Here is a 13,173-nt window from a genome sequence, read left to right as displayed (position 1 = left end):
CGAGGTGTACGACCAGACCGCGCGCGGCTGGCCCGGGAGATCCGGCACTACCACTTCCCGGGGGACGGCTGCCGCGGCGAGGAGGCGGACCGGTCCGAGGTGAAGCTGGCCGGGGTGGCGATCCCGCGGCCCGGGGCGATGCCGGAGAGCGTGGGGGGAGAGCTACGAGGAGGTGTGCTCGCGCCTCGGGGTCGAGGCCAGGCCCGAAGGATGGGCCCTGTGGAACACCTGGGGTGACGGGGACCTCCAGGTGACGATGCTGGTTTCGGCGGTCGACACCACGGAGGGCCTGCTCGCGAACTGGTCGCGGGGCAGGGAGCTGTACCCGGTGATGCCGGTGCCCTCGCAGATCGCGCTGATTCACCGCGGTTGGGCCGCGCACATGGTCTTCTCCCCTTTCGGGGTCCGGAAGTTGGGGCTCGGCGGGCAGCCGTGACACCACATGCCGGCGCCGGCCAGCCCCTGGAGGGCATGGCCGGCGCCGGTGGACCGGAATTGAGCGAACTCACGTCACAGAAAATTCGACGGCGATCAAAGCGCCGCGGGGACTTGCGGTGATGCGGCCGGGCGAATTTCCGTTCGGGTCCCGCTCCGCCGGTTCGTCAGAGGATTTGGATGGAGTTGACCCTCGGCGGGCGGTTCGGGTACGTGATGTCGGTCCAGCGGTTGACCCTCACCGAGTCGCCGTTGGTATCGGAGTAGACCAAGTCGTTGTTCCCCGTGGAGATCCGGTCGATCCACCACCCGCCGAAGCCGATCGTCCCCCCGTTCGCGTAGCAGTCGACGCTGTCACGGCCGTCGAGGTGCGACCAGATCTTCAGGAAGTCATTGCGGCTCCCGTCACACTGGACATGGTCGATGGCGAAGGCGGTGCCGGACGGCACGGCCACGGTGAGCGTGGCCGCCGCGGCGAAGGCCATCGCCATCGAGCTCACGACCTTCTTCGCTTTCGAGATCATGGATTCTCCTCAGTCGGATAAAATGTCGAATCGGAGTCCGCTTCGCAACGAGTTTCGGTTGCGTCGTGCTCGATCAGTATCCAGACCGCCTTTGTGAGGGTCAATCGAACGAACCTCGACCTTACGTGTTCTCGGTCATTTCCATCCGGACTTTCGGCGAGGCGTGGGGTGCGCTGTTCTGGTGTGTCGCGAGTGGTTCCGGGGCCGGGCGGATGGGCCGTCGACCGAGATCGCCTACCGGCCGCTCTGACGTGGGGTGATGGTCCGACCGTCGACCGCGCGCGACAGGTGTTGGGGGCACCTGGCTGGGAGAGGGGGGTGGGGCTGGCGAGTTCGTGCATGACGTGTCGGGTGTTGCCGGGTGTTGCCGGGGAGCTCCGGGGCGGGGAGGTGGTTGCCCGGGTAGCCCTGGACGGCGCCGAAGCGGTCGGTGGCGGCCTGCCACTCGTCGCGAGCCTGGACGATGTCCTCGTGAGACCGCCCGATGAAGTTCCACGACAAGGCGATCCTGCGCCTGGCCGGCGGGGAGGTGCACGTGAGCACCATGCACGAACGCACCGTCCCCAACCCCGGAAGGCAGTTCCCGGTGGCGATCGTCGGCGGCACCGGCGCCTACCGGACCATCACCGGCGACGGCACCCTGGAGTACACCACTGCCGACGACACCACCATCATCCTGAACCACAGCGTTCGATAGGGCGCCGGGAGTTGAACCGCGAGCCGAGCTCGTTGCGTGAGCTCGCAGGTCACCGGACCGGTTGATCTGCTGACGGGCCGTCGTCCCTCCCGGCCGCCATCGCGCGCAGGGCGTCGACGGCGAGGCGGGCGGTGGTGCCGATGGCGGCGTCGGCGGCGGGGAGGGTGATGGTGGTGGCGGCGGCGCGGGTGAAGACGGCGAGGGCGTAGCGGCCGCCGTCGGGGTATTCGACGACGCCGACCTCGTGGCGCAGCGTCGGGAGGGTGCCGGTCTTCCCGTGGACGCGGACGTCGTCGTAGGGGAAGCCGGAGGCGAGGCGGTGCGGCCAGACCTGGAGGCCGAGCAGGCGGCGGAGGGCGGCGCCGTGTTCGCCGGGGCAGGCGTCGCCGTGCCAGAGGGCGGCGAGCAGGGTGGTCATGTCGCGGGCGGTGCTGCGGTTGGTGAAGGCCGGGTCGAGGACCCTGAGGCGGGCGACGACGGCGGGGTCGACCGGGGAGTCGCGGCCGGTGTCCTCGGCGAGGGCGGCGATGAGGTCGCGGAGCTTGTGGACGGCGACGGTGCGGGGCAGGCCGAGGTCGGCCATGGTGCGGTTGACGGTGTCGAGGCCGATCTCGTCCCAGAGGACGTCCGCGGCGGCGTTGTCGCTGACGGCGACGGTCAGGTAGGCGAGGTCGCGCAGGGAGAGCCGGGCGGCGTCGAGCATGGCGGCCAGGCCGGTGCCCCCGGAGGTTCGGCCGGCGGCGGGGACGTCCACCTGGCGGGTCAGGTCGATCCGTCCGGCGGCGGCCTCGCGGAAGAGCGTGACCAGGAGGCAGAGCTTGTGAACGCTGGAGGTGCTGACCGGGGTGTCGGCGTCGAGGGCGATCTCGGTGCCGGTGTCGAGGTCGCGGGCGTGCAGCCGGCCGCTGACGCCGGCGTCGGCGAAGGCGGCGGCGATGCGGGCGCGTGCGGTGCGGGCGCCGGCGGGGCGGTAGCCGGATGCGCGGTTGCCGTGGGCGCGGTCGCTGGTCACAGCGGGAACTCCATTGCGGGCCGGGGGAAGAGCGGGGGGTTGGGCGGCTGGGGCAGGAGGCCGCCGTGTTCGGTCAGCGCCTCGTGGGCGGCCTCGGCGAACAGCCGGACGGCGGGGCCGCCGCTCCCGGTCGGCCAGGCCGTGGAGGTGCGCCAGGCCAGCGGGGTGCCGGTCAGCGGACGCCAGACTGTACCCGGTGGCGGCGCGGTGCGTGGCACCAGGGCGACGGCGCTGCCGGTGAGCACGAGTGCGCCCGCGACGTCCGGGCCGGGCGGGTCGACGACGGCCTCGGGAGTGCAGCCGTGCCGGGTCAGGGTGGTGAGCATCTCGTCGTACAGCGCGGGGGCGGTGGCGCGGGGGAAGAACACCAGGCGCCGGCCGGTCAGTTCGGCCACCGCCAGCTCCGGGCGGTCGGCGTCCGGGCTCCCGGCGGCGAGCAGGACGCCGAGCGGCTGGTGCAGGACCGGCCCGAACGCCAGCCCGGCGGCCGGGCACGGGTGGCGGACGACGGCGACGTCGACCGTGTGCTGGGCGAGTTCGCGCGCCATGACCGCGACCGGCAGTTCCCGCAGTTCGAGCCGGGTGCCGGGGGAGGCGCTCTCGAAGCCGGTGAGCAGCGCGGCCAGGACGGCCGGCCCCAACTCGGGCGGCACGGCCGCGCGCAGGGTGCCCGCCCGGCCGGTGCGCAGGTCGGCGGCGGTGGCGAGGAGGCGGGCGGTGCTCTCCAGCACCTCCTTCGCCTCCGCGAGCAGCAGCAGGCCCGCCGGGGTGAGCTCGACTCCGCGCGGGCCGCGGTCGAACAGGGTCACGCCGAGCTCGCGCTCCAGACGTTTGATCCGCTGGGAGAGCGAGGGCTGGGCGATCCGCAGGCGCTCGGCGGCGCGGCCGAAGTGCCGGTCCTCGGCGACAGCGCGGAAGTGGCGTAGGTGCCCCAACAGGTCCATGGCCAGCAATCATAGGCATTCTCATATCGATCTCTTCACCATAGTGGTCTTGGACTGATGGCCCGGCGGCCTGTTTAGCTGAGGGTGACGACACGAACCACCTGGGAGACCACCGATGACGCCTGCCCTTCGCCGCCCCCGTACCGCGCTGCCCGCCGTGGCCCTGCTCGCGGCCACCCTGCTGAGCGGGTGCGGCTCTGCGGGACTCAGTAGCCATGCCGCTGCCGGCACACCCGCCCCGGCATCCAGCGCGACGCCTTCGACGGACACGACGAGCGCTTCCTTCAAGGGACTTGAGCAGCAGTTCGACGCCCGCCTCGGCGTGTACGCGGTGGACACCGGCAGCGGCCGGGAGATCGCCTACCGGGCCGACGAGCGGTTCGCGTTCGCGTCCACGATCAAGTCGCTCGCCGCCGGCGCCCTGCTGCGCAAGGCCTCCGACGAGGAGCTGGAGAAGGTGGTCGCGTACCGCCAGGAGGACGTGTTGGCGTGGGCGCCGATCACCTCGCAGCACGTCGCCACCGGCATGAAGGTGCGTGATCTGGCCGCCGCCGCGATCCAGTACAGCGACAACACCGCCGCCAACCTCGTCATGGCCGAGCTCGGCGGTCCGGCGGCCGTCCAGCAGTCGCTGCGCGACCTCGGGGACCCGACCACCAGCGTCGACCGCACCGAGCCGACCCTCAACGAGGCGACCCCGGGCGACACCCGCGACACCAGCGCCCCCCGCGTCTTCGCCGCCGACCTGCGCCGCTACGCCCTCGGCGACGTCCTCGCGGAGGACCGGCGCCGACTGCTGACCGACTGGCTCATCGGCAACACCACCGGCGCCCCCTACGTCCGCGCGGGCGTGCCCACCGACTGGAAGGTCGGCGACAAGACCGGCAACGGCGGCTACGGCACTCGCAACGACGTCGCCGTCGCATGGCCCCCCGGCGGCCGGAGCCCGGTCGTGATCGTCGTCATGTCCGACCGCGGCAAGGCCGACGCCACCTCCGACGACGCGCTGATCGCCCAGGCGACGAAGACCGTCGTCGGCGCCCTCGGCTGAACACCCCCGACCACCAATACCCCCGACCGCCAAGAGCCCCGACCACCAGGAGCCCCGACCGCCGTGATCCACCCCACCCGCCGGACCGCCACGGACGCCGACTTCACCAGACGCCGCTTCGCCCAGCTCGCCGCCCTGGGCATCGCCGCCGGAGCCGTGCCGATCGCCGCCTCGGCCCCGGCCGCCGCGTCGGCCCCGGCCTCCACCTCCGCGGGTACGCCGTCCGCCTCCCGCCCGCACTATGACCGCGCCCGCCGCCTCGCCGGCGACGACCCCGTGCTGCGTGCCCTGGTGGCGGCGCTGACCCCCGGCTCCGACCTTCCTGACCTGCCCGCGCCGGCGCCCGTCAAGCTGTTCGACAACCTCGTGCTCCTGAGCGCGGGCTGGGTCTCCGCGATGGCGGTGCTGACGGACGACGGCATCGTGCTGATCGACGCACTCACCTCCCCGGCCGACGCCGACGGCATCATCGTCCCCGGGCTGCGCGCGGTCGGAGCCGATCCGGCGGCGATCAAGCACGTCGTCCTCACCCACGGCCACTCGGACCACTTCGGCGGCGCGCAAACCGTCGCCGACCGCTACGGCGCCCGCGTGCACATGTCCCCGGCCGACTGGGACCTCCTCGCCCGCACCCGCCCGGCCGACGCCCCCGCCCGGGACCTCGACATCGCGGACGGCGAGCAGCTCACGCTCGGCGGCACGACGATCGAGCTGCACCACACTCCGGGCCACACCCCCGGCACCGTCTCCCCGGTCATCCCCGTCCGGGCCGGCCGCCGGCACCACAGCGCGATGCTGTGGGGCGGCCTCAACCCGCCCTCGACGGCGGAGGAGCTGCGCACCTTCCTCGCGTCCGTCCACGCCTTCCGGGCCGTCATGCGCCGGGCGAACGTGGAGGTCGAGCTCTCCAACCACCCGAACGACCACGGCCTCGAACGCGCCGAACAACTGCGCCGCCAGCCGCCCGGCGCCGCGAACCCCTTCCTCCTCGGCGGCCCCCGGACGCAGCGGTACATGGCGGTCATGGACGCGATGCTGCGCGGCCGGATCGCCGACGCCGAGGCGCCGACGGCCCGGGCCGTCGCGGCACCGCACACCTGCTGCTGACCGTCCGGATCGCCCGGCCAGGGGCAGTGCCGGTGAGTTCGACCTCCTGGCGTGGAGCCGGGGGGATCGCCGGTGAGCGGCTGGTCCGGGCGGGGCTCACGGAGTGCGGGCGGGGTGTGGTGGCAGGGGGAGTCGGAGGAGGAAGCGGGCGCCGGTGGGGGAGTCGGCGAGGGCGAGGGTGCCGTGGTGGCGGGTTGCCAGGTCGCGGGCGATGGCGAGGCCGAGTCCGGCGCCGCCGGTGTCGCGGGTGCGGGCCTCGTCGAGGCGGGTGAAGGGGGCGAAGACGCGCTCGCGGTCGGGGGCGGGGATGCCGGGGCCGTCGTCCAGGACTTCGAGGACGGCCCACTGGCCGTCGGGGCCGTGGTCCTCGGTGAGGGTGACGGTGACGCGGTCGGCGGCGTGGCGCAGCGCGTTCTCCAGCAGGTTGCGGAGCAGGCGGTGGAGTTGGGCGGCGTTGCCGGGGACTTCCAGCGGGCGGTCGGCGTGGACGGTGATCCGGCTGGTGCCCTGCGGGAGTTCGGCGGCGACGTCGCGGGCGAGGTCGGTGAGTTCGACCCGGGTGTGGTGGGCCGGTGCGGCGAGGGGTGGGCGGGCGAGCAGGAGCAGGTCGTCGGCGAGGTGCTGGAGGCGGACGGTGTCGGCGCGTGCGGCGCGGACGACGGTGGGCCAGTCGGTGCGGTCGGGGTGGGTGAGGGCGACCTCCAGGGAGGTGCGCAGTCCGGCGAGGGGGCTGCGCAGTTCGTGGGAGGCGTCGGCGACGAAGCGGCGCTGGGCGGTGACGGCGTAGTCGAGCTTCTCGAGGGTCTGGTTGGTGGTGGTGGCGAGGTGGGCGATCTCGTCGGCGGTGGGCGGGACGGGGACGCGCCGGTCGAGGTGCTGGGCGGTGATGGAGGCCATCTGGGCGCGGATCGCCTCGACCCGGCGCATCGCCTGGGCGGTGACCGCCCAGGCGATGGCGGCCACCAGCAGGACGGCGAAGGGCCCGGCGACCAGCAGCAGCCGTTGGACGGATTCCTGGACGCGTTCGGCGTCCCAGGGCGGTACGAGCAGGTAGGCGGTGACGGTGCGCTCGCCCCGGTCGGGTTCGCCGAAGCCGGACCGCAGGGAGTAGCCGTCGATGCCGCCGGCGCTCTGCCCGTACAGGGGGAGGGTGTGGTGGGCCAGACGGCTCGCGGTGCCGGCGGCCGGGGCGCCGAGCGTGAGGGTGCGGGAGACCTGCTCGCCTTCGGGCAGCGGCGTGAGCTGGGCGGCGACCTGGGCACGGAAGGGTTCGAGGTCGGGGCTGACCTCCAGGAGCCGGCCGGAGTCCAGGACGAGGGCGTAGGCGCGGTCGCCGCCGAGCAGCCCGCTCGCCGGGACGTGGCCGGTGCGCATGTCCGCGACCGCCACGTCGAGGCGGGCCTGCGCGGCGGCCTTCGCGTCGTCCGACTGGGAGTCGTAGAGGCTGTGGCTGAGCCAGAACGCGCCCGCGGTGAAGGCGGCGGCAGCGGCCAGGCCGGCGGCCGCCGCGGAACGGGCCCGCAGCGAGCGCAGTGAGCGCAGCAGCCGCGGCGGCCTAGCCACGGGAGTCCAGCCGGTAGCCGGTACCGCGCACGGTGACGATGGAGTTCCGGTCGAACGGGACGTCGATCTTGCGGCGCAGCGCGCTGACGTACACCTCGACGATGTTCGGGTCGCCCTCGTAGCCGCTCTCCCAGACCTGGTCGAGGATGGTGGTCTTGGCGACGACCTCGCCGGGGCGTTCGGCCAGGCACTCCAGGACGGCGTACTCGCGGGGTGTGAGGGCGACCGGGGTGCCGGCGCGGTGGCAGGAGCGGTCGGCGGGGTCGAGGATCAGGTCGCCGACGGTCAGCTCGGGCGGGCGCTCGGCGCCGCCGCGGCGGACCAGGGCGCGCAGCCGGGCGACCAGGACCGGATAGGAGAAGGGCTTGGCGAGGTAGTCGTCGGCGCCGGTGTCCAGGGCCTCGATCTCGTCGTACTCGCCGTCCTTGGCGGTGAGCATCAGGATCGGGGTGGTGATGCCTTCCTGGCGCAGCTGGGCGCAGACCCGGTAGCCGTTGAGGCCGGGGAGCATGACGTCCAGCACGATCGCCCGGTAGTCGCCGGTGCGCGCGTACCAGAGGCCGGAGCGGCCGTCGTGGACGACGTCCACGGTGTAGCCCTCCGCCTCCAACCCGTCCCGGAGGGCGTCGGCCATCCGGGTCTCGTCCTCCACCACCAGTACGCGCATGAGTCTCAGCATGTCACGGGGGGTGTCGCGGTTCCTGAAGGTGCTTTCAGGCTCTTTCAGCGGATCTTCAGAGGGCGGGTCGGACGCTTCGGGGGTCGCCCCACGTCCGCCCTACCGCGAGGTGAGCCCCGTGACCCTGACCCTGACCCGCGCACCCCGCGCCACGGTCGCACCCCAGTCCCAGCTCCACTCCCAGCTGCGGACCCGGCCCGGATCCCGGCCGCTGCCCGAGCCGCCGCGGCCGGGCCGGACCGTCCTGCTGCCCTGGGCGCTCGCCGCCGTGCTGTTCGCCGCCTACAGCGCGCTGTCCGTCTCCCGCCATCTGCACCTGCGGACGTCCGGCTTCGACCTGGGGATCTTCGAGCAGGCCGTCCGCGGTTACGCCGAGGGCCGCGCGCCGGTCTCCGAGCTGAAGGGGCCGGGCTTCCACCTGCTCGGGGACCACTTCCACCCGATCCTGGCCACCCTCGCACCGCTCTACCGGGTCTTCCCCTCCCCGATGACCCTGCTGGTCGCCCAGGCGGCGCTGCTCGCCGTGTCCGCCGTCCCGGTGACCAGGGTGGCGGCGCGGGCGGCCGGTCCGTGGGCGGGCGCGGGCATCGGCGTCGGGTACGGCCTGTCGGTCGGCCTGCAGCAGACGGTGGCCTTCGACTTCCACGAAATCGCCTTCGCCGTACCGCTGTTGGCCTTCGCCCTGGAGCGGCTGACGCTGCGGAGGTGGCGTGCGGCCGCGTGGTGCGCGCTGCCGTTGCTGCTCGTGAAGGAGGACCTGGCGGCGACGGTCGTGGCCGTCGGCTGCTACCTGTTCTGGCACGGTCGCCGCCGACTCGGCGCGGGCGTCGTCGCGCTCGCCGCCGCCACCGTGGCGCTGGTGGTGCTGGTCGTCATCCCGGCCCTCAATCCCGACGGCGTCTACACCTACCTCTCCAACGTGGACGGCCCGGTCGGCGACCCCGTGACCAGGCTGCTCCTGCCCGCCCAGAAGTGGGGGACCGTCGCCGTGCTGCTGGCCCCCACCGCGTTCCTGGCGCTGCGCTCCCCACTGATCCTGCTCGCCCTGCCGACGCTGGGCTGGCGGTTCTGGTCCACCAACCCCGCCTACTGGGGGACGGGCTTCCACTACGGCGCCGTCCTGATGCCGATCGTCTTCCTCGCCTTCGCCGACGCCCTGGCCCGGCTCCGCGCGCGGCACGGCCTGCGGCGGTGGACGGCCTGCGGCCTCGTGGCCGTCGGGCTCGCGGTGACGGCCGCCGCCCTGCCCTTCCGCCCCCTCGCCGAGCTGGCCCGGCCCGCCACCTGGCAGCGCGACGCGACGGCCGATGCCGTGCGCGGGGTGCTGCGGGTGATCCCGGACGGTGCGCAGGTGGCTGCCGCCAACGGCATCGCACCCCAACTCACCGACCGCACGCGGGTTTTCCTCTTCCCGTACTACCCCGGAGGCCCGGGCGCGAAGCCCGACTGGGTCGCGGCCCCCGACCACCCGCGGGACGGCCTCTTCCCCGCCGGTCAGGAGGCCGAAGCCCTTCGCGCCCTCCCCGCCGCCGGCTACCGTCCCGTCGCGAGCGCCGGTGGTGTCACCGTCTACCACCTCGGCGCGCGGGAATGACAAGGCGGCCCAGCGGCCCAGCGGCGCTGCCGGTGGGGCCGGGGAGGCCAGGGAGGCCGGTCACGGTGCCCGGACCGGCCCATGCCCTACCTCCTTCTCCCGGAACTGCTGCGGCTGAGTGACAAAAGGAGGGCTCCCCCGAGATGTTCACGATATGACGAGTCGACTCCTCTTAACTTCTTCTGAGATTCGGATGCGTCGCCCAGCAGGCGGTCCAGCGCGTTCGCCACCCATGGAGGTCGTTGGATGAATCGTCGTCCCCGGGTCGCAGCGTCGCTGGCGGGTGCGGTAATCGCCCTTGCGTCTCCGTTGGCGGACGTCGCTGCGCAGGCGTCCGCACGGCATGCGTTCGGCTCCATGTGGCTCCAGGACGGGGATGGGGAGGGGCGACACCATGACCACAATCCCTTGCGTGACTGCCACAGTTCCCGCCGTGTCGTACTCATCGACCAGAACTTCAGAATCATCCTGAAGAACGGCCGACACGGGCCGGAGGCTCTCGTTCTCCAGGGGGACGCGTCATCCTCACCCTCGTCGCCGGCAGCACCGTGGGACAGCTTCAATGTTTCAACGTATTTGGACGTGAACTATCCCACCCAGACCAGCAACCAGTACGAGTGGCAGATTCGTGACTTCTTCAGGGAGCACCCGCTCTTCGTGGTGAAGGCATTCGACCGCCACGAGCGAGTTTTCTCCTTCCCGGCTGCCCACTGCATCGACAAGCACGACGACGGTGACCGCGGTGACGGCGCTCCTCCGTACGGGGGTGGAGCTGCCGACGGGAGCGGCGCGTCCGGCTCCCCGTCGCCCCAAGCAGGGGACAATCCCCAAGACGGCCAGCCTGGGCCGGAGACTCCCAGCTCCGGGGCCACCATCCCCCCTCCTCCGCGCGATGCTGCGGCTGAAGGCAGGAACAACCGTCTGCTGAGCGCGAAGCACATCGGGATCGCGGTCGGCGGTTTGCTGGTGGTTCTGGGAATGCTGGCCACGGCATGGCTCCGACGTCGTTCTGACACGTGACAGTCGGCCGGAAGAGGAACCGGCAGCGCTGACGACGTGTCGAAACAAGAAGATGACATCGAAACCGGGGCGGTTAAACGGCGCCGGGATGAGCCCGGCGGGTTCCCGTCTATCGGTCAGGCGGTGTCCGGCATGGAGGCGGCGCGAGTCCGGTCTGCGGCCGCCGCCCCGCAGTCGCCGGTGCTGGGGACCCTGGACCGGCAGCAGAAGGCGGTTTGGGTGACGGCCCCGGGAGACAGCGCCACCTTGTGCTTCCCCTGGAAACCGAGCCGTTCCGCTGCGCCATGGGGTGGTTCACGCCGTGCCCCGCCCGGACCTGTGGGGTCGGCGGGGCACGGCGTGCGGTGCTCAGCGGTCGTCGCCGAGTTCCTGGTGCATCTGCGGCTGGTCGTCCTGGTCGTGGGTGAGCGCGAACTTCTGGATCTCGTTGAACGTCTTGGAGGCCATGCCGAGGACGTCCTTGTAGGGGTTGACTCCGGTGGTCTTCTGGACGGAACCGCCGAGGAGCCCGCCGCCCAGGCCGCTGACCACGCCGTGGCCGGCGGCGAGCGGACCGGAGGCGAGGTCGAGGACGCCCTTGGGCACGCCGGCCATGTCGGCGTACTCGTCGGTGAGCGCGTGCCGGACCAGGGCCATGAGCGCGTCGTGCGTGGGGCCGGGGTAGAACTGCTTGTAGAAGTCGACGGCCTGCTGCGTCATGAAGACGCCGTCCTCGGACTTCTTCCACTCGTCGTTGCGCGCCTGGTTCCAGATGCGCGTGACCAGGTCGGCGTCCTTGGGCAGTTGCCACCGCTCGGGAGTGCCGAGGTAGTGGTTGACGTAGTGCCAGGCACACATGAACCCGTGGGCGTCTTCCTTGGAGACGTCGATGCCGAGGTTCTTCATCGCCTCCAGGATCTGCACGCTGAACACGCAGGAGGCGCCGGTGGTGTATTTGATCGACACCGGCTCGCCCCGCTTGGCGTAGTCCCACGCGCCGCTCTTCTTGTGCAACTGCCGTACGGAGGCGTGGACCAGGCGGACCTTGGTGACGTTCGCCGCGAGGGTGCCGTCGCGCAGGGCGTTCTTGTTGCCCATGTCGAGGAACAGCCGGGACGACTGCGACAGGCGCCGGCCCGGGCCCTTGACGCCGCCGAGCCGCCCGGTCGAGCGGAGCGTGAACGCGCCGGTGGGGGAGAGGTAGGTACCGATCAGGCCGACGGTGCCCTGGAGCATGGTCACTTCGCCGTGGTGGTGGCCGAAGAAGCCCTCTGCGGCGTCGACGTCCGCCTCCGACCAGTCCGGCGGCGGCGCCGCGGCCTCCCGCAGGAAGTCCGCCAGCCGCTGGGGCAGTTGGGAGAGGTCCTGACCGGGCTTGAGCGTCCCGATGGTGCGGAAGAGGGCGTTGACGCCGTCGATTTCCTTGTGGTCGATCAGATCGGAGACGAGCTGATCGGCCTGCGGGTCACCTGCCTGGCCCGCGGCCTCCAGCTCTTGCGTCGCGTTCTGAGTCGTCAAAGCCACAGAAGGGCTCCTTCCTTCGCTGAGGGGGAAGCCGCCGGTCGGCACGTGCCGGGAACTGTGGTCGACATGGCGTCCCGGGCAGATGGATCAGCGAGCAGCGGCATGCCTCCGACTCTTGTGGAACGTCGTACCTCAGCTGAGCGAAAAAACGTTTCGCCCTCCCTCGAACGAGTGAAGGGCACCACGGTGGACCTATCCGGCCACGGCGCGAGGCGCGGTGGCGGGCCGTCTGTCGTGCTACCGGGACGCCGCCACGACACTGTCCCGCAGCACCTCGATGGCGGGCGTCCACGTGTCCACTCCGTCCAGGGCGTGCAGCCAGTGCCCTGTGGGATTGGTGGACAGCTGCTGGGGCCGGGTGCCGTATCCGGGTCGGGGCTCGTGGCCCGGGGTGTAGTTCTAGGCGTGCTCCCGGTCCCGTCGTCCGCCTATCGCCCTGCGGATCGGCCTGTACCCGGCCGGACTGTGGGCCGAGATCGCGGCGAACGCTCCGGAGTCCGAGCCCGGGCCCGCCAGGGAAGCCGCCGGGTGAGGGCCTGCCCGGCGGCCCGGAAGGTTCGTACGCCCCACTACCTTCTCTGACCATGAACACGGGGGAACGGCTTGTCGCCGCAGCAGCAGTGATCGTCGCGCTCGGGGGAGCAGCGGCCCGCACGTCGAGCGGGGCGCCGGCGACGGCCGCCGTGCCCGTGTCGGCCTCGGCGTCGCCTGTTGCGGGCACCCCGGAGTGGGCCGCGAAGTGGCTCGGCGACCCCGAGAGGAGCCGCAATGCCTCCCGGGTCGTCGGCCGCTACGCCCGGCTCGCCATCGTCCAGAGCGGCGGGCGTCAGGGCGATGCGGCTCTGTGCGACGCGGCTTTGTGCGACGCCGAGTGGGCGAAGTTCACCCCGGCCCGGAAGGTGGTGCTGGACCGCGACGGCTTCGGCGAGGGCTGCCAGGTCGCCGCCTAGCTAGGCCCAATGCCGGTGACTTTGTGGTCGGTGTCTCGTTGGTTGTGGTGTGGCGAGGGTGGGGCAGGTCAAGGCGCCTGCGAGTGAGCGGATA

General features: G+C 72.2%; 13 protein-coding genes. 7 read left to right on the top strand and 6 right to left on the bottom strand.

The genetic code is table 11. The annotated features are described in order from the left end of the window. Window positions 1–250: 250 nt before the first annotated feature. Complete coding sequence (locus ACIOGZ_RS36505) at window positions 251–436, top strand: hypothetical protein (RefSeq protein ID WP_363630749.1); 186 nt, start codon at window positions 251–253, stop codon at window positions 434–436. 166 nt (window positions 437–602) lie between these two features. Here ACIOGZ_RS36505 and ACIOGZ_RS36500 read toward each other — a convergent pair whose 3' ends face one another. Next, window positions 603–959 carry a beta/gamma crystallin domain-containing protein gene (locus ACIOGZ_RS36500; protein WP_400809198.1) on the bottom strand — a complete coding sequence of 119 codons (357 nt, stop codon included), beginning with the start codon at window positions 957–959 and terminating at the stop codon, window positions 603–605. 484 nt (window positions 960–1,443) lie between these two features. Between ACIOGZ_RS36500 and ACIOGZ_RS36495 the strand changes: the two genes are divergently transcribed. Then, a complete protein-coding gene (locus ACIOGZ_RS36495; protein WP_400989107.1) occupies window positions 1,444–1,656 on the top strand; it encodes a hypothetical protein in 213 nt (70 codons plus the stop codon). Between the two features lie 49 nt (window positions 1,657–1,705). Here the strand turns inward: ACIOGZ_RS36495 and ACIOGZ_RS36490 are convergent, their stop codons facing one another. Continuing rightward, on the bottom strand, window positions 1,706–2,668 hold the full coding sequence (locus ACIOGZ_RS36490) for a serine hydrolase (protein ID WP_400989106.1): 963 nt from the start codon (window positions 2,666–2,668) through the stop codon (window positions 1,706–1,708). Next, on the bottom strand, window positions 2,665–3,612 hold the full coding sequence (locus tag ACIOGZ_RS36485) for a LysR substrate-binding domain-containing protein (RefSeq protein ID WP_363367787.1): 948 nt from the start codon (window positions 3,610–3,612) through the stop codon (window positions 2,665–2,667). Before ACIOGZ_RS36485 ends, ACIOGZ_RS36490 begins: the two co-directional genes overlap by 4 nt. 115 nt (window positions 3,613–3,727) lie before the next feature. Between ACIOGZ_RS36485 and bla the strand changes: the two genes are divergently transcribed. After that, window positions 3,728–4,663 carry a class A beta-lactamase gene (bla, locus tag ACIOGZ_RS36480; RefSeq protein ID WP_400989105.1) on the top strand — a complete coding sequence of 312 codons (936 nt, stop codon included), beginning with the start codon at window positions 3,728–3,730 and terminating at the stop codon, window positions 4,661–4,663. A 63-nt stretch (window positions 4,664–4,726) separates the two neighbouring features. Continuing rightward, entirely contained in the window at window positions 4,727–5,770 is a 1,044-nt protein-coding gene (locus ACIOGZ_RS36475) for an MBL fold metallo-hydrolase (protein ID WP_400989103.1), read from the top strand. Window positions 5,771–5,866: 96 nt separating this feature from the next. Here the strand turns inward: ACIOGZ_RS36475 and ACIOGZ_RS36470 are convergent, their stop codons facing one another. Both ACIOGZ_RS36470 and ACIOGZ_RS36465 read right to left on the bottom strand, forming a co-directional pair. Further along, window positions 5,867–7,333, bottom strand: a complete 1,467-nt coding sequence (locus ACIOGZ_RS36470; RefSeq protein WP_400989101.1) for an ATP-binding protein — start codon at window positions 7,331–7,333, stop codon at window positions 5,867–5,869. After that, window positions 7,326–8,000: a response regulator transcription factor gene (locus ACIOGZ_RS36465; protein WP_400989099.1), complete on the bottom strand. Its 675-nt coding sequence runs from the start codon at window positions 7,998–8,000 to the stop codon at window positions 7,326–7,328. Before ACIOGZ_RS36465 ends, ACIOGZ_RS36470 begins: the two co-directional genes overlap by 8 nt. A gap of 130 nt (window positions 8,001–8,130) precedes the next feature. Here ACIOGZ_RS36465 and ACIOGZ_RS36460 point away from each other — a divergent pair, with 130 nt between their 5' ends. Together ACIOGZ_RS36460 and ACIOGZ_RS36455 are read left to right on the top strand one after the other, a co-directional pair. Then, a complete protein-coding gene (locus ACIOGZ_RS36460) occupies window positions 8,131–9,606 on the top strand; it encodes a DUF2079 domain-containing protein (protein WP_400989098.1) in 1,476 nt (491 codons plus the stop codon). 246 nt (window positions 9,607–9,852) lie between these two features. Then, on the top strand, window positions 9,853–10,626 hold the full coding sequence (locus tag ACIOGZ_RS36455; protein WP_400809178.1) for a hypothetical protein: 774 nt from the start codon (window positions 9,853–9,855) through the stop codon (window positions 10,624–10,626). A 348-nt stretch (window positions 10,627–10,974) separates the two neighbouring features. On the opposite strand, the gene ACIOGZ_RS36450 is transcribed toward ACIOGZ_RS36455, so the two are convergent. Further along, window positions 10,975–12,129, bottom strand: a complete 1,155-nt coding sequence (locus tag ACIOGZ_RS36450) for an oxygenase MpaB family protein (RefSeq protein ID WP_400989097.1) — start codon at window positions 12,127–12,129, stop codon at window positions 10,975–10,977. A 584-nt stretch (window positions 12,130–12,713) separates the two neighbouring features. Here ACIOGZ_RS36450 and ACIOGZ_RS36445 point away from each other — a divergent pair. Continuing rightward, window positions 12,714–13,079 carry a hypothetical protein gene (locus tag ACIOGZ_RS36445; RefSeq protein WP_400989095.1) on the top strand — a complete coding sequence of 122 codons (366 nt, stop codon included), beginning with the start codon at window positions 12,714–12,716 and terminating at the stop codon, window positions 13,077–13,079. Window positions 13,080–13,173 lie beyond the last annotated feature (94 nt).

It is taken from the genome of Kitasatospora sp. NPDC088160, assembly GCF_044741445.1.
In the GTDB taxonomy this organism is placed as follows: Bacteria; Actinomycetota; Actinomycetes; order Streptomycetales; family Streptomycetaceae; genus Kitasatospora.
Note: the sequence above shows the minus strand (reverse complement) of the source record. Positions and strands in the feature narration are given on the sequence as shown.

What these genes read in the sequence shown, in the direction of transcription:
- ACIOGZ_RS36455 (WP_400809178.1), top strand. Translation starts at nt 9,853, where the DNA reads ATGAATCGTCGTCCCCGGGTCGCAGCGTCGCTGGCGGGTGCGGTAATC.
- bla (WP_400989105.1), top strand. Translation starts at nt 3,728, where the DNA reads ATGACGCCTGCCCTTCGCCGCCCCCGTACCGCGCTGCCCGCCGTGGCC.
- ACIOGZ_RS36500 (WP_400809198.1), bottom strand. Translation starts at nt 959, where the DNA reads ATGATCTCGAAAGCGAAGAAGGTCGTGAGCTCGATGGCGATGGCCTTC.
- ACIOGZ_RS36465 (WP_400989099.1), bottom strand. Translation starts at nt 8,000, where the DNA reads ATGCGCGTACTGGTGGTGGAGGACGAGACCCGGATGGCCGACGCCCTC.
- ACIOGZ_RS36445 (WP_400989095.1), top strand. Translation starts at nt 12,714, where the DNA reads ATGAACACGGGGGAACGGCTTGTCGCCGCAGCAGCAGTGATCGTCGCG.
- ACIOGZ_RS36485 (WP_363367787.1), bottom strand. Translation starts at nt 3,612, where the DNA reads ATGGACCTGTTGGGGCACCTACGCCACTTCCGCGCTGTCGCCGAGGAC.
- ACIOGZ_RS36495 (WP_400989107.1), top strand. Translation starts at nt 1,444, where the DNA reads ATGAAGTTCCACGACAAGGCGATCCTGCGCCTGGCCGGCGGGGAGGTG.